19 protein-coding genes are annotated in these 20,388 nt (G+C 39.8%); 5 read left to right on the top strand and 14 right to left on the bottom strand.

Annotated elements, in window-relative coordinates:
• Positions 1 to 151 precede the first annotated feature (151 nt).
• Together DDV21_RS02350 and DDV21_RS02345 are read left to right on the top strand one after the other, a co-directional pair.
• Entirely contained in the window at positions 152 to 1,096 is a 945-nt protein-coding gene (locus tag DDV21_RS02350) for a magnesium transporter CorA family protein (RefSeq protein ID WP_116877421.1), read from the top strand.
• Between the two features lie 294 nt (positions 1,097 to 1,390).
• Positions 1,391 to 2,074, top strand: a complete 684-nt coding sequence (locus tag DDV21_RS02345) for a DUF1129 domain-containing protein (RefSeq protein ID WP_116877422.1) — start codon at positions 1,391 to 1,393, stop codon at positions 2,072 to 2,074.
• 391 nt (positions 2,075 to 2,465) lie between these two features.
• Here the strand turns inward: DDV21_RS02345 and rpsR are convergent, their stop codons facing one another.
• From rpsR to rpsF, 3 genes are all read right to left on the bottom strand, one after another.
• Complete coding sequence (gene rpsR, locus DDV21_RS02335; protein WP_000068664.1) at positions 2,466 to 2,705, bottom strand: 30S ribosomal protein S18; 240 nt, start codon at positions 2,703 to 2,705, stop codon at positions 2,466 to 2,468.
• Positions 2,706 to 3,006: 301 nt separating this feature from the next.
• Entirely contained in the window at positions 3,007 to 3,510 is a 504-nt protein-coding gene (locus tag DDV21_RS02330; RefSeq protein ID WP_116877424.1) for a single-stranded DNA-binding protein, read from the bottom strand.
• Positions 3,511 to 3,524: 14 nt separating this feature from the next.
• A complete protein-coding gene (rpsF, locus tag DDV21_RS02325; RefSeq protein ID WP_116877425.1) occupies positions 3,525 to 3,815 on the bottom strand; it encodes a 30S ribosomal protein S6 in 291 nt (96 codons plus the stop codon).
• Between the two features lie 339 nt (positions 3,816 to 4,154).
• On the opposite strand from rpsF, the gene DDV21_RS02320 reads away from it, so the two are divergent.
• Both DDV21_RS02320 and DDV21_RS02315 read left to right on the top strand, forming a co-directional pair.
• Complete coding sequence (locus tag DDV21_RS02320) at positions 4,155 to 4,577, top strand: helix-turn-helix domain-containing protein (protein WP_116877426.1); 423 nt, start codon at positions 4,155 to 4,157, stop codon at positions 4,575 to 4,577.
• A 78-nt stretch (positions 4,578 to 4,655) separates the two neighbouring features.
• A complete protein-coding gene (locus DDV21_RS02315) occupies positions 4,656 to 5,750 on the top strand; it encodes an alpha/beta hydrolase (protein ID WP_241964691.1) in 1,095 nt (364 codons plus the stop codon).
• Between the two features lie 522 nt (positions 5,751 to 6,272).
• On the opposite strand, the gene DDV21_RS02310 is transcribed toward DDV21_RS02315, so the two are convergent.
• Complete coding sequence (locus DDV21_RS02310) at positions 6,273 to 7,118, bottom strand: sensor histidine kinase (RefSeq protein ID WP_116877427.1); 846 nt, start codon at positions 7,116 to 7,118, stop codon at positions 6,273 to 6,275.
• 526 nt (positions 7,119 to 7,644) lie between these two features.
• A complete protein-coding gene (locus tag DDV21_RS02305; RefSeq protein ID WP_116877428.1) occupies positions 7,645 to 8,379 on the bottom strand; it encodes a response regulator transcription factor in 735 nt (244 codons plus the stop codon).
• 139 nt (positions 8,380 to 8,518) lie between these two features.
• Here DDV21_RS02305 and DDV21_RS02300 point away from each other — a divergent pair, with 139 nt between their 5' ends.
• On the top strand, positions 8,519 to 8,902 hold the full coding sequence (locus DDV21_RS02300) for a hypothetical protein (protein WP_116877429.1): 384 nt from the start codon (positions 8,519 to 8,521) through the stop codon (positions 8,900 to 8,902).
• Positions 8,903 to 9,450: 548 nt separating this feature from the next.
• On the opposite strand, the gene DDV21_RS02295 is transcribed toward DDV21_RS02300, so the two are convergent.
• The 9 genes from DDV21_RS02295 to DDV21_RS02250 all read right to left on the bottom strand — a co-directional run bounded on the left by DDV21_RS02295 (position 9,451) and on the right by DDV21_RS02250 (position 20,310).
• On the bottom strand, positions 9,451 to 11,166 hold the full coding sequence (locus tag DDV21_RS02295) for an ABC transporter ATP-binding protein (protein ID WP_116877520.1): 1,716 nt from the start codon (positions 11,164 to 11,166) through the stop codon (positions 9,451 to 9,453).
• A gap of 2 nt (positions 11,167 to 11,168) precedes the next feature.
• Positions 11,169 to 11,939 carry a hypothetical protein gene (locus tag DDV21_RS02290; RefSeq protein ID WP_116877430.1) on the bottom strand — a complete coding sequence of 257 codons (771 nt, stop codon included), beginning with the start codon at positions 11,937 to 11,939 and terminating at the stop codon, positions 11,169 to 11,171.
• A 4-nt stretch (positions 11,940 to 11,943) separates the two neighbouring features.
• The gene (locus DDV21_RS02285; RefSeq protein WP_116877431.1) at positions 11,944 to 12,819 is read right to left on the bottom strand and encodes an ABC transporter ATP-binding protein; all 876 of its coding nucleotides are present in this window, start codon (positions 12,817 to 12,819) and stop codon (positions 11,944 to 11,946) included.
• Positions 12,812 to 13,240 carry an Msa family membrane protein gene (locus DDV21_RS02280; protein ID WP_116877432.1) on the bottom strand — a complete coding sequence of 143 codons (429 nt, stop codon included), beginning with the start codon at positions 13,238 to 13,240 and terminating at the stop codon, positions 12,812 to 12,814. Before DDV21_RS02280 ends, DDV21_RS02285 begins: the two co-directional genes overlap by 8 nt.
• Before the next feature lie 218 nt (positions 13,241 to 13,458).
• Complete coding sequence (locus tag DDV21_RS11870) at positions 13,459 to 13,830, bottom strand: hypothetical protein (protein ID WP_241964690.1); 372 nt, start codon at positions 13,828 to 13,830, stop codon at positions 13,459 to 13,461.
• An 11-nt stretch (positions 13,831 to 13,841) separates the two neighbouring features.
• Positions 13,842 to 14,579 (bottom strand): amino acid transporter, encoded by a 738-nt coding sequence (locus DDV21_RS02270; protein ID WP_116877433.1) that lies wholly within the window; start codon positions 14,577 to 14,579, stop codon positions 13,842 to 13,844.
• A 790-nt stretch (positions 14,580 to 15,369) separates the two neighbouring features.
• On the bottom strand, positions 15,370 to 16,647 hold the full coding sequence (gene ltrA / locus DDV21_RS02265; RefSeq protein ID WP_116877434.1) for a group II intron reverse transcriptase/maturase: 1,278 nt from the start codon (positions 16,645 to 16,647) through the stop codon (positions 15,370 to 15,372).
• Positions 16,648 to 17,264: 617 nt separating this feature from the next.
• Positions 17,265 to 18,209, bottom strand: coding sequence for a class C sortase (locus tag DDV21_RS02260; RefSeq protein ID WP_116877435.1), 945 nt, complete (start codon positions 18,207 to 18,209; stop codon positions 17,265 to 17,267).
• Between the two features lie 706 nt (positions 18,210 to 18,915).
• Positions 18,916 to 20,310: a SpaH/EbpB family LPXTG-anchored major pilin gene (locus DDV21_RS02250; RefSeq protein ID WP_116877437.1), complete on the bottom strand. Its 1,395-nt coding sequence runs from the start codon at positions 20,308 to 20,310 to the stop codon at positions 18,916 to 18,918.
• Positions 20,311 to 20,388 lie beyond the last annotated feature (78 nt).

The following is a 20,388-nucleotide window of genomic DNA, read 5'->3' as shown; positions in this document are numbered from 1 at the left end:
TATAGGAATCTCCTGCCCCAAAATTCAACAATTATAGTATAATAGAACAGTGTGCATAAGTTGCTGAAAATTCAATGCAGTCTGAAAACGAGACTGACCCTACCTTTTTCAGACTTTCAGCACACTATCATACTTCGAAGGAGGGCTTGTCATGAAGCAAATGTTTCTTTCAACAGCATTAGAATTCAAAGAAATTGAACAATTCGAGCCTGGCGCTTGGATCAATCTGGTCAACCCCTCCCAGGAAGAATCGAGTCAATTAGCTGAACAGTTTCACATTGATATTACTGATTTGCGCGCTCCTCTTGATGTTGAAGAAACCTCCCGGATTTCTGTTGAAGATAATTACACTATTATTATCGTTGACGTTCCAACCTATGAAGAGCGCAATAACAAGAGTTATTATGTGACCATCCCTTTAGGTATCATCGTAACCAAAAATGCTGTCATCACGACTTGCTTGGAAGAACTGACACTGTTTGATCATTTTTATAACCGGCGGGTGCGCAATTTTTACACCTTTATGAAGACCCGTTTTGTCTTTCAGCTCCTCTACCGCAATGCTGAACTGTATTTGGCTGCCCTGCGGACGATTGACCGGCAAAGCGACAAAATTGAAGCGCAGCTGGAAGGCGCAACGCGGAATGAACAGCTAATTGACATGATGGAGCTGGAAAAATCCATCGTTTATTTGAAAGCTTCACTTAAATTTAATGAACGTATCGTCAAAAAGCTTTCCAGCAGCACCAGCAGTCTGAAAAAATATATTGAAGATGAGGATTTGCTGGAGGATACCCTGATTGAAACACAGCAAGCGATTGAAATGGCGGGGATCTATGAAAATGTCCTCAATGCCATGACCGAAACCACAGCTTCTATTATTAACAACAATCAGAACACTATCATGAAAACCTTAGCTTTGATGACAATGGCTCTGGATATTCCGACCGTTATCTTTTCTGCCTACGGTATGAACTTTAAAAACAACTGGCTGCCCTTAAACGGCCTGCCTCATGCCTTTTGGCATATCGTCTTTATCGCTTCAATAATGAGCGCCATCGTTGTTGTTTACTTTATCAGAAAAAAATGGTTTTAACTCAGGCTTCCTGAGGGCTTTTGCAGTAATTAGCTATCCCCAGCAAGGGCTAAACTTATTTGGAACTGAACACGCCCTAAAATCCTAGTGAAAAGCTGCCTGCCAGCGTGAGGCAAGTATTTTGCTAAATAACCCTAGCCGTAGACGGGCTGAAGGCTTTATCGGCTTTGCAGCCGACCGCACCCTTCTAGCCGTCCTGGCAGAGGTGCGCCCATGAAATCGAAGATTTCTGGCTTACCGTCATTTTCATACGGATTTCTTTACGGGCTTTGTATCTTAATTTAAGGAGGAATCATGGACAAAGAGCTACTTTCACAATTAACTAAGAAAAATCAGGAATTCATACATATTGCTACACACCAATTTACAGATGATGGCAAGACAGACACAGAGATCAGGGCTATTCTTGAAGAAGCTCTGCCTGAAATCTTAGAAAAGCAAGAAAAAAGCATTCCTGCCCGCTCATTTCTGGGTTCGCCAACAGCTTGGGCAGCCTCCTTTACTCCTCAGCGGGGCGGCCAGAATAAAGCTGGAGATGAACAGCAAGAAAAAAACACCAATCCCTGGCTGATGTGGCTGGATACCTCGCTCCTTTTTTTAGGAATCGTTGCACTGCTTAACGGCGTCCTCATGCTTTTCAACAGCAATACGGCTGCTACAGGTCTCCTATCACTGCTTACACTGGGATTTGGCGCTGGAGCTGTCATGTATGCCACTTACCATTTTCTTTACCGCCACATAGGCAAAGAAAGGGATCAGCGGCCGGGACGTTTGAAAACTTTCTTCATTCTGGGTGCTGCTATGCTGGCCTTTGTCCTCGTATACTCTGCTACAGCGCTTCTGCCAGCAGCAGCCAATCCTCAGCTCCCTTGGTATGCCTTGACCCTTCTTGGAGGTGCAGCTCTCGCCCTGCGCTTCTACCTCAAAAGAAAATATAATATTCTGAATGCCTTAACAGCTCAGCAACGGCAATCCTAAGCACTTTTCTGAAATCATAAGTAGGCGAAATGAGCTGTGGCTTTGTCAGGCATACTACTGATTTTTTATTGTTGCTAATATTCAAAAAGGAGCAGATTCGCGCTTTCGAAGAAACCAGCTTTCTCGCACGTTTACTATTCTGTCTTCTGGCGCAAATAGCCGCTGTTACGCCTGTAGCAGAGAATAGAGCTGCCGCCACAAAAGTTTATGCTTGCCTACAAAGCAAAGGAAAAGCGTTCCTAGTTTCCTGCAAAAACAAAAACAGTTATAAGCATTGGCGTCTTCCCAACAAAGCTAACAAATAAAGCCGATTGGGAATCACCATAAAACTTATAACTGTTTTTAATGTTATCAGTACAGGATCTCACTGCCTGCTAAAGACAGACAGTGCTTAGTCTTCATTAACAAAAGGCATGAGAGCCATAACACGCGCACGTTTGATTGCAGTTGTGACTTTACGCTGATTTTTAGCTGATGTGCCTGTCACACGGCGCGGAAGAATCTTTCCGCGTTCTGAAACAAAGCGGCTGAGCAGCTCAGTATCCTTATAATCAACATATTCAATCTTATTTGCAGCGATATAATCAACTTTTTTACGGCGTTTAAAGCCACCGCGGCGTTGTTGAGCCATACTATTTCTCCTTTATTTAAAGATGCAAAAGCCATGAAAAAACCGCATGAAAAGATGCTAAACCAGAGAGTGAACCAGAACCGTCAGCTTGCTGCGGCTAATGGTAAGTCCGAAATCTTTTGATCTCGCAGCGCACCTCCGCCAGAACAGCTAAGTCGGTCCTTACTATCCTTGTATCACATCGCGATGAACTAAATCTTTTTCACTGGGATTTTAGGCTGTATTCGATTCGTATTATTGCTAAACATATACAGGAAAAGTAAAGGTTTGGACAAAAGCACTTTTCCTTATCTGTTTTTTCCTAAAACGGCAGATCATCATCTGAGATATCCAATGGGTTTGAATTGCCAAAGGGGCTCTCATCTCTGCCAAAATTAGGTGTTTGATTTTGCGAAGGCTGCTGAGCAGTGCCTTGTGAGGGAGCACCAAAAGACTGGTTCCCGCCCGCAGACTGATAACTGCCGGCATTGTTGCCTTCACGCACAGCACGGCTCTCCAAAATTTGAAAATTATCAGCAACAACTTCCGTTACATAAACTCGCTGACCTTGCTGGTTTTCATAATTGCGGGTCTGAATCCGCCCTGTAATTCCAAGCAAAGTTCCCTTTTTAGCCCAGTTAGCCAAATTTTCTGCAGCCTGCCGCCAAATCACGATATTGATAAAATCAGCCTCACGTTCACCAGCTTGATTTTTAAAGTTGCGGTTAACAGCCAAAGTAAATGTTGCTACAGCCTGATTGCTTGGGGTATAGCGCAATTCTGCATCACGGGTCATGCGGCCTACAAGTACTACATTATTAATCATAAATTACCTTCTTCTTAAGCGTCTAATTTAACGACCATATGGCGAAGAATGTCATCATTAATTTTTGCAAGACGGTCAAACTCATTAAGAGCAGCGGCATCATTTGCTTCAAGGTTAACGATGTGGTAAAGCCCTTCATGGAAATCTTGGATTTCATATGCCAGGCGACGTTTTTCCCAATCTTTTGATTCATCAATAACAGCACCGTTGTCTGTTAAAATAGTATCAAAACGTGCTACCAAAGCATTTTTAGCTTCTTCTTCAATGTTTGGACGAATAATATAAAGAATTTCGTATTTAGCCATTGATTTGTTCCTCCTTTTGGACTAATGACTCATGACTTCCTGCCACGAGTAAGTGAGGGATACTCACAAAATATTATTATACAAGATTTTCTAAGTAAATGCAAGCAAAATAAAGCAAAAGTATGTGTCTGAGTTTTTGAATGAGCAGTAAATTCTGGGGGAAGAGCTTCATTTTAAATACTAAACACGAATCAGTCAGACATTAGAACTTTGAGACGCTGCAACTATAGGTGGTGCTCCTTTTTTTAACAGAATAAGTCCAATATGGCAGAGACAGTTGCTTGTAAGTCTCTGCTTTTCTGTTATACTTAAAGGCATACATTGAAAGGCGGGAAAACGATGATTGATAAAAACATCAAATTATTGAGGAAAAAACAAGGTCTGTCTCAGGAAAAACTGGCTGAAAAAATCGGAGTTTCCAGACAGACTGTTGCCAAGTGGGAAACAGGAAACAGTCTGCCAGATGTCTTATCCTGTGCAAAACTGGCCGAGCTGTTTGATGTTAGTATTGAGGATTTGCTGCACTTGGATACTGAACTCCTGTCACTCCCCCACACAAAAGGCAAATACATCTTTGGCAGTCTGACCGTTCAGGAAGGCGGACAGATCAGCCTGCCAGCAAGAGCCAGAAAACTTTTTTCTATCGAACCCGGGGATGACTTACTGTTAATCGGCGATGTAGACAGAGGACTGGCTTTAGTAGATGTCAATTTCTTCTTAGAAAGTTACCGGGCTCTTGAAATTAATGAAAAGGACAGCTGAGGGCGGACAGAAGAATATTCCTTTCTCAGCTGATATACAGGGGAATAAGAAATGAAAAACAGGAAAAAGAGGAAAACAATGCTTATCATTTTATTTGTTTTTTTAATTTGTGCCGGTCTGGGCTTGGTGTTTTACGCCCACCGCAATATGACTTATGATCAAAAAGCCGCAAAACTGATTGAAAAAGCCCAGTTTGAGGAAAAACAAGTCCGTTTGCCGGATGGGGCCGTTTTAAATTACGGCGAAGGACCTGATAATGGAGCCCCCTTAGTTTTGCTGCACGGCCAGCAAGTATCTTGGGAAGATTACGCCAAAGTATTGGGAGAACTCTCCCAGCGCTATCATATTTACGCTGTTGATTACTACGGACACGGCGGATCCAGCAAAGACCCGACAAAATACTCGGCAGTACCTATCGGTCAGGATCTGATTTACTTCATAGATTCTGTCATCCAAAAGCCAGTACTGATTTCCGGACACTCCTCCGGCGGCCTGATCGCTGCTTGGATAGCTGCTAATAAACCAGAATCAGTCAGCGGCCTCCTGATAGAAGATGCTCCCTTCTTTTCCACTGAAAAAGGACGGGCAGAAACGACCTTTGCTTGGCTGGGATTCAAAGATATGGCGGATTTTCTGTCAAGCGGCCAAAAGAATTTCACCCGTTATTCTTTAGAGCACAGTTATATGGCGGAGCTTTTCGGCGGGCAAAAGCCTTTTGACAAAATTGTCAAAGACCCAGCCTTAAACTATATGAAGAAACATCCTCAGCGTATCCCCAGAATCTGGTATTACCCGCCTGAGCTGAAAATCAATGAAATCTATGATTTGACCGCTAATTTACAAGACGGAACAGGAGAATATGACTTGCGGTTCGGCCTTGCTTTTTATGATTTTTCTTGGTTTGACAGTTTCGATCAGGAAGATACACTCCAAAAAATTCAGTGTCCTTCTATTTTGCTGCACACCGCCAGACCCGCCAGCATGAAAGGTTATTATGACGATAACGGCATCCTTCTCAGCGCTATGGATGATAAAGATGCTAAGCGTGTTAATAAACTATTAAGTCGGAATACCTTTATTGACAATATCAAAAGCGGGCATGATATCCATGCTGAGAAGCCCGAAATTTTTATTAAAGCCGTAGACCAGCTGGCTGCAATGACAGCCGATTAAAGCCACTGAAAAACCGATTTAAAAAGCTAGCAAAGGCGAAAAAATAGTGACAGATCGCCGCCTTTAAACCTCATAAACGTTCAGAGGCCTTTATTTAAGATGGTCAGCCGCCTTAAACTAAAAAAGCCAGCTCTATAATTTCTGTAGTGGGGTAAGGTAACCCTACTGCAGAGATTATAGAGCCTTTTTGGGTGTAGAAAAAATCTCATGCGGCCTATAATGAAAAGGGGCAAAAAGTTCTTGTAAACCTATGATAATTTTTTAAACCGTCCAACTCGCCAAATGGTGCTTCAGCTCCCTTTAACTCTAAACAAGACAAGGCAAAGCCTATCATCGTTTAAAAAATACACTAAAATTCAGTCCACTCACTATTGCACTTTGAATATATAATTTTTTCATGCTGCTTCTAGTCCGGTCCACGATCTCATAACTTAAGAGATTCTAATTGACCTGCTTCTGCGAGCGACAGCGATGCCCGGACATTGACAAGCTTGATGTCATTCAGCATAAAGTTCAAAGCTCTCAGCTGCCTTTATCCAAACTTGGCATGTACGCCTTCTTTTCGAGAATGCGTAATTCTTGCCTAAATCGGTAATTGGAACTAGTGGTCATTAAACTGGCATCGGGATACTTTCCTAGAATCTCCCTAACATTAGCTAGACCAATTCCTCTGTCTTCACCTTTACTGGATTCCCCGTAATTAAATATTGATTTAGTATCAATTTTATCAAGTTTTGTTGCATTGTCAACAATAAGAATAGTCTGATCCCCCTCTTTAAAGTAAGCAAACAAAAAACTTGGTTTCTCTGCTTTTAGAGAAGCTTCAATAGCGTTATCTAGCAAAATTGAAAGGATAGTGATAACATCCAATAATTCCATATTAGGTGCTCCAATCGGCTCAATGATCTCAATGGTCACATCAATACCAGCATGTTGAGCCTGACTTAGTTTTGCAAATAAAATACTTTTTAATGCTTCATCCTTAATATTTGCCAAATTAGCCATATCATATTTGGCATCATAAAATTTTTTATCCGAGTCCTCTAAAATAGATTTATAAATTTGCTTGATCATGGGTAAATCATTATTATGAATGGACTGAGAAAGACTGACTAAAATATTAGTATAATCGTGTCTAAAGCTACGGATTTCCCGATAAAGAGATTCTACATGTTTACTATACTCTGACAGAGATTTCAGTTGCCGTTCTTTTGAACGGCGCAGTTCCTTGTCCAGCTGATCCTTCACCCTAAAATTAACATAAATAATGGCTGCAATAAAGAATAAAAGGTAAAAGCGAGTCACATCAATGCTGAACTTATAATTTGGAACTTCAAGCGAGAATTGAGATTGATTATTCCAAATCATTAAAGGATTGATGACCAAACAATAGACCAGCAGGAAAGCATTGATGATATAAACGATGACCTTTTATACATTTTACCGTTAAAAATGATATCAATATTCTCAAAATCAACCTGCATGATTCGAATGAATAAGAAGTAAACGGGTAAAAATACGAGAAGAGAGAATAGGCTAAAGATAAAATCATCGCTAGAGGTATTCACATTGAAGACGAATAAGTGTTTTACAATAAAAATCCCTGTGATTCGCTGAAATAAATCCACTAACACAATCGGCACTAAGCCATAAAAGAGATATTGAGAAGGTTTCCATCTTGGCCGTAAAATAAAGATCAGTATAAAAAGAAGATAAAATGATTCAATGAACGGCCCCAGTCCTTGTGAGACCCAAGTAAAAATAAGGATACCAGTCAGAATGAGCAGAATTTTTTTAAGTCTATTTTCAGACCGCTTATTTTACTGAATACAAATAATTTAATCAGCCAATCGACTAGAATGATTAACCCACTATATATACTACCTACCACTATTTATTTCTCCACTCTTTCAATCAGCCCTTTTAATTTTAACTTGGAGACAAAACAAGACTCATCCCCTTCAAAATAAACTAAATGATTAGATCGGTCAATGCGGACAATATTTTCAGGATTAACGACATAGGCTCGGTGACTTTGATACAGTCGTTCATCAGATGTAGCGATTTCTGATACTTTTCCATAAAATTCTAATTGTCCTGTCTTTGTGTAGAGGATTACCTTATGAACAGTTGTAGAGGTCTCAAAAAAAAGGATATCCGAAAAGGGAACCTGAACATGTGAATGCTTATTCTTAAAGATAAAGGCATCTTCTCCAATAGTGCGCCCCATATGCTCATAAGCATGAGCCAATACTGAAACGACAGCTTTTTGAAATTCTTCTTCGGGCAATCCCTTATCAATAAAATCCAGTGCTGAAACACGGTATTTATAGGTTACAGGCATAAATTCTGAATGTGTTGACACAAAAATAATAACAGCATTAGGATCCTTTAAGCGAATTTCACGGGCAATCTCCATTCCTTTTTGATCTTCCCCTTTGATTTCAATATCAAGAAAAAATAACTGATGATTCCCTTTCTCAGTAATAGCATCTAGCAGTTGCTGGGGTTTCCCATATATTTCTAAATGTCTGTACTTTAAATTTTTTGAAGCAGCACTTTGCTTAATGATATTTTCTAAACGAGTTTGTTGTAAATACTCATCCTCTAATATAAATATATTTAACATAATACACCTCTCCAAAATCAATACACATTAATTTTTAGACTTTAATTCCATTTGTGACAAAAAAAAGCCTATTTATGATATTTGCAACTCTAATCCTTCGATTTTTTTATAATGTTATTAAAAACGGAAAGGAAGAATAATGATTTATCTCATTCAGCCCTTATTTTACAAGACAGACTTAGAAATCATTATCCAAGATTATTTAAAACAAAAATATCCAAGTCATCGCTTAGTCATTTCTCACCACATAGATTTTCCTTTACTTAGTGAAGTTAATCTATTCTTCATCATTGATGACTCTACACTAAAAGATTGGGATGGTATTCAACAATCAAAATATATCCGTTTTAGTTCTAATGGCTACTCAGATCAAATTATTTTAGTCTCTGATCAACTCAATTATACAATGATTTTCAGAACCCACATAAGCTTTCTGGGGGTCATAAGCAGCAAAGAACTTGATAAAAATGAAATATGCCAATACATTGATGATTACATTTCTTATCAATCTAACATCTTCTGAAAAATAAAAAAATAAGATCAGGCCTTTTTATATGACCCAATGACTTTTTTATCATATCACAACATAATAAAGTCTTCAATGTTAAAAAAGCGCTTTAGACATCAAATACATAAACAAAAAACAGTTTTGTAATCTTTCTGAAACGTGTATAACAAAAGACAGCCATGATTGCGCAATCATGGCTGTCTTTTGTTATGCTTAAGAAAAATAATCACTTTTTCACATGTCCCCCACGGTTTTATTATAAGCTTTTACAAGAGAGTAATGCTACTTTTAAGTACGGAGAAAATACCTTGAAATAAGAAAACAAAGTAGCAAATCTGGCTATTTGAGGGAACGACAGAAAATCTACTCTAATAGTAAAGCAGTCTGATTTTTGCTGCAATGAATATGCTCGTATAAGATCAAGGCATGGCGATTGAATCTTTGACAGCCCAGGATAGATAGACTGTTTCAGGTGGCTGTCCAGAACTTAGAAAGCTGAAAGAACTTCTTGAGATTCACTAAGAATTCTTAATAGATAGTTTCATTCAGTATTCATCCATTTCCTAGCTTGCTTCTTGCAATTCAGACAGGAAATGATTGTAGAGACCGCTGCGTTGGAGCAATTGCTGATGCTTTCCAAAATCTGAAACAGACCCATTCTTATTTAAAACCAGAATATAATCAGCTTCTCTAATCGTATTCAGGCGGTGAGCAATCGTCAGCCGAGTCTTTCCTGCTGTGAACTTATCAATCGCCTTGCTAATAATGCTCTCCGTAACACTATCAAGATTGGCTGTTACCTCATCTAAAAGATAGATAGGATGATCCACTAGAAAGGCTCTGGCAATGTTAAAGCGTTGCTTTTGTCCTTCTGAAAGTCCCGATCCACTATCTGATATCCCAGTATCAATACCTTTTTCCAATTCATCAACTACCCGAGATAAATCAAGTTGCTCAAGGATTTCTTGTAAACGTTCTTCCGAAACGCTACTATTTTTCCCATAAAGCAAGTTTTCACGGATTGTGCCATGAAATAAGGTATTATCTTGAGGAATGTAAGAAATCATTTGACGGACCTGGCTGGGTGATAAATTCTTCAATTCCTGCTGACCAATTTGGATACTTCCCTGGTAATCTTGGTAGAATTTCATTAGCAAGTAAAAAATAGTCGATTTCCCTGCCCCGCTCGGACCAACAATGGCAACATGCTTGCCTGAAGGAATTTGAACAGACAAATTATTCAAAATATTATCTGTATCATAAGCGAAATGGACTCCGCTCATGTTAATAGCTGTATTCTCAAGACTAAATTTATCCTCACGATAATCATCTTTGGCCAGCTTCAGGACCTCCATTAAGCGGTTTGAAACACTCTTAAACTCACTAATTTCAGTCATGGCTTCCGAAATATCTGATATTGGATCAATCATCTGCGTAAGATAAAGAACAAAAGTCATTAATGAACTCATTGTCATTGTCCCTCTAGCCACTTCACCACCAGCCAAAACCAGAATCAGGATAATGAATCCCATCATCAGACTGCTGATTAGGGTGTTTTGGAAGGAAGACCAACCGATAATTTTTTTATAATTTGAAGTCAGGCGGTCAAAAGATTTTCCCATTTCTCTTGCTTCACTACGCTCTCCGCGAAAAGCCTTCATGAGACGGATGTGAACAAACTTATGACTGATACGGCTAGAAATTTCCCCAACTCCAGTTTGGTAATTGTTATAGTAGGTTTCTAGTCGAGTATTGATAGGAACAATAATCGACAGCAGCACTGGAACAATAAATAAACTAATCAGAGTCATTGATGGACTGATTGTGAATAAAAAGTAAATTGAACCAGCAATGATAATGAAATTTAACAATAAATTTGGGACGACAACTGTGATGAAGTTGAGAACAATGGACATGTCATTTGTCAGACGACTGGCCAAGTCACCAGACTGATAGGTATCCAATTCCTGAACCGATGTTTTTAAAAGGTGACTATAGATGTATTTTTGAATTTTATTTAAAGCTTGGCTACCACATGTACCTACTAAATAGGATGAGGTTGCCCGAATGACATAAGCAGAAATAAAAAATAGAACCATCCCAGCTAACACGTTTGGCCGGGAAGTGATTTCTGTTAAAAACTTTACATCTAATAATTTACCAATTAGCTGCGGCAGCAAAATACCTAAACTTGTTCCTATCAAACTTAGGACAAACCCTAAAATAAATTTTGGCTTGTTAAGGAAGTTAATCAGCAATTTGAACAGTTGATTTGTCATCATTAAAACTCCAAATTCTTAAATGTTTCAATACTAAAATAATTACAAATGACAGTGTAGAGACTAGTAACAGATACTGAACCCACCAAAGGAATCCAAATATCACTGATGCCTTTGAAAAACTGGTTGTAACCATTTGGGAAGATCATGGCAATGGGACCACCGATAATGGAGGCAACGGCCATCATTAGAGAGAGGGCAATGGAAGCTCCCATGGTTGCCCCTGTTCCAAAGCGCAGAGAAAGAAATGCTGCTACGGCAATGGACAAAATCCCCTTAAGAAAGATCACCAATAGATTAATGATGACATAGAGGGTGCTGTAGAGATTATCAGATCCAAAGCGACTGCTGCCAAAATCCATGTTGACAACACGACTGTAATGAACAAACATGCTTACCGCAAGGAATAGAATAAAGTAGAGCACTAAGATAAGGGCTAGGCTGAAAAATTTCAATAGAAAGATCGTCTTACGATTAATATCCTTATATAAAAACATGGTATGATCATCCGTCTCGCGTTTAAACACTGAGATGGTTAAAAAATACAGGGCTAAGGTTGGCAATATCATTGCATCTATTGAATTGAGCATCATGTCAGCAAAATCGAGGTAGCCAACTTGGACTCCTTGTCCAACATCAATTTGCATAAAGTTTGATGCTCCAAAGAAAGATGCAACATAGTAAATCAAAGGATAGAGGGCGAAGACCAAGAATATTTTGGTTTCCTTGCGCTTCCAAACTGATTCTAATACTGCTGAAAAAATGCCATTCATAGACTTATCCTTTCATAAAAACATCTTTAAGATGATTTTCTTTAATTTCAATACTTTCAATGAGATGATAGTTTCCAAGACTTGACCAAACGGTATTCAAGGTCTCCTTGTCAGCGGCAGTCGAAATCTCTAATTGTTGATTGTTGTTCAATTTGACAGATTCTGATAAGAGTGTCTGCAAGAACTCTAGATCTGCCCCTTCTGTCAAGTGGACAACAACACTTTGAGCTTCCTGTCCCAAGAATGAATCAGCTAACTGCCCAGCATCAATGTAAATATAGCGGTCACATAATGCCTCTAATTCTCCCAATTGGTGGCTGGAAATCAACATGGAGATTTGACGTTCGCTTGACCATTTTTTGAGAATATCAATGAGTTTTTGAACTCCGATTGGATCCAGACCAACAAAAGGTTCATCAAGAATAAGGAAGTCGGATTCAGCCACCATAGCAATTGCCAAAGCTGTCCGTTGCTTCATCCCAAATGAAAAGCCTTTTGGCTTACGATTCCGAGCGTTCCAAAGTTCAACAATTTTCAAAGTACTTTCAATATTAGGATATAAATCTTGTTTGCCGTGTAATTTGAGGTAGAATTTTAAATTATCAATAACAGACATTTCCGGATAGAAGACAGGGTCAATCATAATCCCAAAATCATCCAATACATTGTCGCGGCTGTTAATATCTTCTTCCTTATAAGTAATGGTTCCAGATGTTGGCTTTAAAGATTTTGCCATCAATTTCATCAGGGTTGATTTCCCTGCACCGTTTTTACCAATAAGACCAACAATCTCTCCTTTTTCAATTTCCATACTGACATCTTTGAGAGAATAAAAATCGTTACCTGAGAATTTTTTTGAAATTTTTTCAACCTTAAGCATGTTGAACTCCTTTATTTCTAGATACTGATGATTTCGCGATAAAATATGCTGCTAATGAGATACCATAGAAAACTAATGCAACAAAGATAAGTTGTGAAGCAGCAAGCGGTGTTTTTGTAATTTCCATACTCACACTGCTGTTTGCCACGCTATTGGCTTCAACAAATTTTGACCAAACACCTGAAGATGAGGACAAATAAGTAAGACCGATATAGTATGATAAAGATAAGGTTGGACAAATCACACTTGCAATCAATTTTTGCTTGTCATCCTTTTGCACTTTTGTCACTAGGAAATTAAGTACAAGTGGTAAGATGTAGACCAGCAAAGCAAAGGTCGGTGCGGATAATGCTAGTAAAAAATGTGAACCAGCTAATGTAAGAATGATATAGATAATTGCAGTGATGAATAATAGTGTCATAATGAGACCTCCTAAAAAGAAATTTGTGAAATGACTAGATTATAAAGCCAGTGACCAGCAATCGAATATTGCAGCCCAAAACGTGAAGCCAGTAATGCAAAGAGAAAGCCTATTGGCGCTCTGAGCGTTAAATTGTCTATGAATGGATAGTTCAAATGAAGAACGAATCCAAACAAGAGGAAAGTGATAATAATTGTTGGCCAGAAACGATAATGCTTTCACAAAATCTTGTAGAGGACAAACCGAAAGAGGAATTCCTCGCAGGCTGAAATAATCATTTGATGGAAATATTCATTGCTTTTGATAAAGAAGTGATTGACCAAGAAAATTAAAACAGCTAATATTACATATGATTGCCAACCAAATCGAATGTCATGCTCGCTTGAATAAAGATTATTCTTTTTTGCTATAAAATGCGGTAAAATAATGAACCCTAAGGGCATGAAACAAATAAGTGAAAGTAGATAAGAGAATTCTAGTTGATCGCCAGAACTAAAGAATAGCATGGAGGTACCGAATATATAGACTAGCGAAGCTATAACAACCGGTCCTATTGCGATAAAGAGATGTTTTATATTTGATAATAACATTGCTGCTTCTCCTAAAATTCAATTTTTCTAAATTTTTGTAATCCTCGAATGTAACAGATTCCTAAATAAACAGCCGATAAGGCAATTATAAGTAGGAAGGCCAGACTAAAATTCTTCTGGCTCATCGTCACATAGCCGCTTGGAAATAGATATCGGATACCAACCAGCATTGGAGATACTGTCACAAGCAATGTAAAGAATACACCTATCAGTACGGATTGGATCGTTTTTGATGTAATTGAAACCATTGTTACCAATACAATTGTAATCAAGTTCAATAAAATAGTTGAAATGATTGAAACAACCGCTTGACCGATATCTGCCATTTGTTCAGGGAGCAGACTGCCCGATACATTTCCTCTGGGCACCATCACTACATAGTAAGCAAGCAAGCCTGCTACTGCTGTACCTAAGAGGTATAAACCGTAAACGGTAAATAGACTTAAGACTTTTGCATTAAAAATCTTTGTCCGATTGATATCTTTATAAAGGAACATGATTCCAGAATCAATTTCATCTTTAAAAACAGAAGTAACGACCAGGGAAAAAGTCATAACTGGTAGGATAATCCGATATTGAGTATTTAAAGTCAAGTCCAAAAATGTTAGAAAACTTTGACCAAAATGAGATTGGGCGCCATCCATTGTTTGAGATAAAAATGGTACCAGCAAGGGCAAGATAATAAAAGCAAAAAATATTTTGACATCTCTCCGACTTGCTACTGATTTTAAAATTGAAGTATATAACATTGTCTTTTTCCTTTTCGATTTTTTATCAATAAGATGGGGTTTAATAACTTATACTTAGACCCCATCTTATTGATAGTTAACTGTTCGTCCGTTAACTATCAGTAAAAATTATTTCCCGCTTAGATCTTATGATTTCCGCGTGTATAAGTGTATGAGAAGACACCGACACTGACTGTACTGCGTTTGTTTTGTTTTTTCATACCTGTTCCCTCCTTGTATTAGTTCACATTAAATTGAGTGGCGTCCGCGTGTATAGGTGTATGAGAAGACACCGACACTGACCGTACTGCGTTTGTTTTGCTTTTTCATGACTGTTTCCTCCTTTGAATCATGGGTTTAGCTTTTTAATCAGGGATTCTTTTTTTTGACATTGGAACTTCTTGCCAGACCGAGTCATCTGCAACAACTGTTATTATCATTTAAAATTCCTCCCTCCTACAAGCACTTTTGCGACAATCAAACCTAGTTATTAGTTAGCTTACATCCGTCTCTTGGAAAATTCTTATTCCCAGTTTCATCTGTCATAAATCTCCTCCTTATTTTTTTAAAGAGGGTTTTGTGCACTTCGTCTTTACATGGATTAGTATAGCGCATTGAAAATCAAAATAAATCACTTTGTCATGAATAGTCATTATTCTATAATGAATGGTAAAAGCAAAAAATTTAAAATTAGTGCTCTCCAGATGTTAGCTTTTCATTAACCCACTACAGTTGACAAAGAGCCAATTGAGTAGGGGCTAATTTCTAGCCCCTCTCACACCACCGTGCGTGCCGTTCGGCACACGGCGGTTCAACTAACTTTTAACGCATGTCGTTCCAGGTAATAATCCAAGCAAGAAATCAGCCCTCGTTTGACGAGGACTTGTTTTGATATAGCACGTTTTAAAACTGACTTTTGAGCTGCTAATTGATAATGGTCGCCCCAGCCAGATACCTTATCTGCTATCCATTTCGGAACTCCTAATTTAAGAAGCCCCCATAGTCGCCTAGTTTTCTTCTTCCATTGCTTCCAGATAATAACCCTAACTCGTGTCCTCAACCTTTCATCGATACTTGTTATGATAGACTTCATGCTCGTCATTGAGAAATAGTTTAGCCAACCTCGGATGAGCCAGTTGAGCTTCTCAATACGACTGTCCAAGTCAATACTCCATTTGCGTGTGGTGAGTTTCTTAAGTTTTCTCTTGAAACTCACTACACTGTCTTGATGAGGACGACTTTTCCAACCCTCAGATGATTTCCAGAACCCAAATCCTAAATACTTCAGTTTGCCTGGTCTGACAATCTTGGTCTTGGTCATATTGACTTTCAAACCTAGTCGTTTTTCAATAAAACGACTAACAGAGTACATCACTCGCTTGGCAGCTGCTTCACTCCCAACTGTGATGACACAATCATCTGCGTAGCGGACGAAGCGAAGCCCTCGGCTTTCCAACTCTTTATCTAACTCATTAAGCATAATATTAGACAGGAGTGGCGACAGATTTCCACCTTGTGGTGTCCCTACCAAGGTTTTATACCGTTGGCCGTTGATGACCACACCTGAATGGAGATACTTACGAATCAGTGATTCCGTATCACCGTCTTGAATGATGTTATGGACAAGCGACATCAGTCTATCTTGAGGCACCCTATCGAAGAATTTCTCTAAGTCAATATCCACAATCCACTCATAGCCTTCATTGAGATAGTCTAGTAGCTTAACGATGGCTTTTCCGCATGACCGATTTGGTCGGAAACCATAACTCATTTCAGAAAAGTGTGGTTCACAGATAGGACTAAGGACTTGGACAATAGCTTGTTGGATCATCCTGTCCATCACTGTCGGAATCCCAAGCTGACGGACCCCTCCTTTGAGTTTAGGAATATCAACTCGCAGGACTGGCTGAGGTTTGTATTTCCTCTGTTTTATCAGTTCCTTGGTTGGTCGCCAGTGTTGACGGAGATAGTTATCTATGTCATCAATTGTGATGCCATCAATGCCAGCTGAGCCTTTGTTAGCTTTCACTTGATTGTAGGCTTCAAGCATATGGGAACGAGATAGGATATTATCTAGTAACTTTGACATGTGCGTATTCCTTTCTTGTTTCGGTGTCTGAGGGACATCTTATATTGGTGAACTTTCCTCTAGTCAATACGTAACCGCACCCAGTTCTATCAGACCGTTCGTTTTACAGACACAAGTGAAGTAGGTATACTTCGGTTAATTGTTCAGCCCTTCGCTCCACTTCCATTACAGAAGCCTCATCACTACTATGGCCTCGGCTGACTTCTCATGATTCGTTGTGACTACGCCTGTGACGCTCATGAGACCTCACGGGATAAGTCGTATATCTTTCCTTGTTTACTCTCGTGATTTACGCATATAGGTTACGGCTACCTTTTTGGACTTTAGTGCTTTTTGCCACCTTATCCGTTATGTACGCCTTATATCACGTTTCTGTTCGTAGAGTCACAATTTCGCTATCCCTTCCTCTCCCCGCTACCTCACGATAGTCAGGCTTGGGAATCACTTTTAGGTTCACCGGTAGCTGGTGCCCACAGAGGACTTGCACCTCAGATATACGACATGCCCGTCGTACAAAAAACAAGCTGGAACAAATGTCCCAGCTTGTTTGCTAGTTTTTGCCGCAATTTCACACAAACTTTCCATAGTCGTCAGCAGCTTATTTAAAAATTTTTGCCTTAGTCGTGCTTTGAATACGCTTTTAGCTTATCCAGCACTTTCTGGTAATCGTTCTTCTTATTTGTATTTGGTACAGGCTGTAAACCATGTTGACGCAAGTAGTCCTGCTTGCGTTTTTTATAGCGCTCTTGATAAGGACGGCTGGTTACCAGTAAAATATAGGCGAGTAAAATCAATAAAATAGGAACCGCAAGGAAAGGCGCAATAAAAATAGGTTTAATCTGTACCGCATCAGCAATCACATTGGCATTCCCATCAAGATTATCAATACGGTGGCCTCTTACTAATAAACGATGGGTATTGATCCCATAAGGAGTACAGGTCACCAAGGTACAGTAATCTTTATCAGGGTCAATCTGCAGCTGCGACAAGTCAGTTGGTTCAACAACACGAATTTGGTCGACTTCATATGTCAGCGTTTCATCCAGAATATGCAGGGTAAAAACATCGCCTTCACGCAGTTTATCCAAATCTGAAAACAACCGGGCAGAAGGCAAGCCGCGGTGACCGGAGAGCACACTGTGGGTTCCCGTCCCTCCAATCGGCAGCGAAGTCCCCTCAAGATGCCCTATCGAAGTCTGTAAAACCGATTCATCTGTCCCATGAAAAATAGACAGTTTAATATCAATTTTGGGGATATTGATGTAGCCCATAATTCCGCTATCATTGAAGTTGAGCTCTTTTTCATACTGCTTTCGGTCTTCTTCGGAAAAATTCCAATTCATCTTATTTTGAGCATTGTAGGCTTCAGCGCTAGCCAGTATCTCATCGTAAGCTTCAGAATCCATGTCCGACACACTTTTAGCGTAATCCATAATGGCCTCAGACTGATGAAAAGAGTTCCAATAATCACTGACAGTCGGATAAGCCAAAAGACCCAGGCCAACAAGAAAAACCCCTGTCAAACTTATAGCTGTAATATGCTTCTTTAGCCAATCCAGCAAGACGACAAACCCCTTTCACCAAGATACAAAGGCCGTTTAAAGAGCAAAGCAAAAATAGGAGACTGGACGAAGAGCCACTGAGCTCTAGGACAGGCTGTACTCACGGAGCAACCACATTCGTACGTCAGCCTAAGGCTTCCTACGACTGCCTCTCTTTTTTGCACAGCTCTTAGGCCGTGTTCAGTTTCACCAAGATACAAAGGCCGTTTAAAGAGCAAAGCAAAAATAGGAGACTGGACGAAGAGCCACTGAGCTCTAGGACAGGCTGTACTCACGGAGCAGCCACATTCGTACGTCAGCCTAAGGCTTCCTACGACTGCCTCTCTTTTTTGCACAGCTCTTAGGCCGTGTTCAGTTTCACCAAGATACAAAGGCCGTGAAGAACGCAAAGAGAAAATAGACGGTAAGCCAGAAATCTTTGATTTCGTTGGCGCACCTCTGCCAAGATGACTAGAAGAGTGCGGTCGGTTGCCAAGACGACAAAGCCTTCAGTCAGCTACGGCTGGCTAAAACTTAAGTCTTCAGTAGGTCGTACATATTCCTTTTTCTCACAGCGTTTAGGCCGTGTTCAATTCAAACAAGATAGAAAAGTTCTTAAAAATCACAGCAAAAAGCACCGTTCTTATAAAAGAGTCATCTCCGGAAAAAGCTGCCGCTCCTTCCGGAGATTTCTTTTTTATAGGCTTAACAATACTTTAAAACGGCTTTAAGCTTGATTTTTCATTCTTCTTTTAGCAATCATAAAGACAAGAGCACCAATCACCAAAAGAGAACCAAAGAGATAGAAGAGAGTGGTACCGATAGAACCTGTTGATGGCAGTTCCGCACCGGCTTTGTTGACAACCTCCACTTTTGCAATATCAGCAGAGGCAAAAGTGACTGCCTGACGTTCTGTTAAAAGGTTGTAGCCGTCCGGCGCTTTAATTTCTTCAAGGTAATAGGTTGTATCGCCTTTGAGACCTTTAACATCTACTTGACCTGCTTCGATAGCCACACCTGTTTCACCGGCTTCGGCAACACGGTAGCTGTCACCGTCTTTGACAACTTGGATTTCTTCACCGCCGTTGGCTGCTGTATAGAGCTTAAACTGAGCACCTGTCAGATTTTTAGTTCCGTCAGTTTTCACCAGATTAAATTTGTAAGTTTTGACTGTTGTTTCATTATCACCTGGATCGCTTGGGTCAACAGGATTGTCAGGAGTAGTTGCAGTGTCGTAGGAAATCGCCGCCTTGTTGGTAGCCGTTCCCCCTTGCGCGTCTTTGGTCACAACAGCACTGTAAGTGACAATAACGTCTGTCGGTGAGTTGTAAATGCTAGTACTGCCGTTTACCCATGGCACAGTAACAGTCAGTTCGCCGGATGCTGATTTTGAAACTGCAGCAGCTGTAGTCACATCAGTCCCGCCTACTGTTACTTTAACAGAAGATTCGTTGATATTTAAAGCTGCTGGCGTATCTTTAATAGTATATTTAGTGATCTGTTCGGTTTTACCATCAGCCGTCACGTGGTTAGTGGCTATATATTTGATTTGGAAGTCAACGGTGTCACCGATTTTAGCAGTTGTTTCTGAAACGGTGTTTCCATCAACCACAATTTTCTTACCACCGCCCTCGCTTGGATCGGGAATGTTAGGCTTGGTTTCATTTTTATCAATCACTGTCGCATCAGGATTGGTACTGTCCACGGTCAGTGTTGCCCCAAGAGAAGATTTCACAAAATAGTAACCAAATGGCAGATTATTAAAGACAACTGTGTTATTTTCTGCTGTCACCTTGTCGCCGACCTGAGTGCCGAAACTTTCTGCCCATGTTCTGAATGCCTCTGTAGAAACATCTGCGCCTTCTTTGGCCAAGACATTGCCTGAGCTGTCGACATCAAACCATTCATTGCCGGTAAAGGTCTTGCCGCTTGGCACCTTGTATGAAATCCCGTCAGCACTGTATGTCGCGTCAAACAGTTTGTAAACCGAATACTCCTGCCCTGCCGAAGCATTGCTTACCGTGATCGAACCTGCTGTATCATCAGCAGACACCAAACCTGCAGCTAAAACAGTGGTTAAAGCTGCTAAGAACAGTGTTACAATTTTTCTTATGTTTTTCATAATAACCCTTCTTTTTTAAAAATAATACTATTGTTATCCAGCTAGACAGTCCTTAAAACAGGGACCTGCTCTCAGCCT

This window comes from Streptococcus chenjunshii, from assembly GCF_003086355.1.
In the GTDB taxonomy this organism is placed as follows: Bacteria; Bacillota; Bacilli; order Lactobacillales; family Streptococcaceae; genus Streptococcus; species Streptococcus chenjunshii.
This window is presented reverse-complemented; position numbering and strand designations above follow the sequence as displayed.

Coding starts and splice junctions, on each gene's coding strand:
- DDV21_RS02295 (WP_116877520.1), bottom strand. CDS start 11,166: ATGACAAATCAACTGTTCAAATTGCTGATTAACTTCCTTAACAAGCCA.
- DDV21_RS02350 (WP_116877421.1), top strand. CDS start 152: ATGAAGCAAATGTTTCTTTCAACAGCATTAGAATTCAAAGAAATTGAA.
- ltrA (WP_116877434.1), bottom strand. CDS start 16,647: ATGTCAAAGTTACTAGATAATATCCTATCTCGTTCCCATATGCTTGAA.
- DDV21_RS11870 (WP_241964690.1), bottom strand. CDS start 13,830: ATGTTATTATCAAATATAAAACATCTCTTTATCGCAATAGGACCGGTT.
- DDV21_RS02290 (WP_116877430.1), bottom strand. CDS start 11,939: ATGAATGGCATTTTTTCAGCAGTATTAGAATCAGTTTGGAAGCGCAAG.
- DDV21_RS02305 (WP_116877428.1), bottom strand. CDS start 8,379: ATGTTAAATATATTTATATTAGAGGATGAGTATTTACAACAAACTCGT.
- DDV21_RS02270 (WP_116877433.1), bottom strand. CDS start 14,579: ATGTTATATACTTCAATTTTAAAATCAGTAGCAAGTCGGAGAGATGTC.
- DDV21_RS02320 (WP_116877426.1), top strand. CDS start 4,155: ATGATTGATAAAAACATCAAATTATTGAGGAAAAAACAAGGTCTGTCT.
- DDV21_RS02250 (WP_116877437.1), bottom strand. CDS start 20,310: ATGAAAAACATAAGAAAAATTGTAACACTGTTCTTAGCAGCTTTAACC.
- DDV21_RS02280 (WP_116877432.1), bottom strand. CDS start 13,240: ATGACACTATTATTCATCACTGCAATTATCTATATCATTCTTACATTA.
- rpsR (WP_000068664.1), bottom strand. CDS start 2,705: ATGGCTCAACAACGCCGCGGTGGCTTTAAACGCCGTAAAAAAGTTGAT.
- DDV21_RS02330 (WP_116877424.1), bottom strand. CDS start 3,510: ATGATTAATAATGTAGTACTTGTAGGCCGCATGACCCGTGATGCAGAA.
- DDV21_RS02310 (WP_116877427.1), bottom strand. CDS start 7,118: ATGATTTGGAATAATCAATCTCAATTCTCGCTTGAAGTTCCAAATTAT.
- DDV21_RS02315 (WP_241964691.1), top strand. CDS start 4,656: ATGCTTATCATTTTATTTGTTTTTTTAATTTGTGCCGGTCTGGGCTTG.
- DDV21_RS02285 (WP_116877431.1), bottom strand. CDS start 12,819: ATGCTTAAGGTTGAAAAAATTTCAAAAAAATTCTCAGGTAACGATTTT.
- DDV21_RS02345 (WP_116877422.1), top strand. CDS start 1,391: ATGGACAAAGAGCTACTTTCACAATTAACTAAGAAAAATCAGGAATTC.
- DDV21_RS02300 (WP_116877429.1), top strand. CDS start 8,519: ATGATTTATCTCATTCAGCCCTTATTTTACAAGACAGACTTAGAAATC.
- rpsF (WP_116877425.1), bottom strand. CDS start 3,815: ATGGCTAAATACGAAATTCTTTATATTATTCGTCCAAACATTGAAGAA.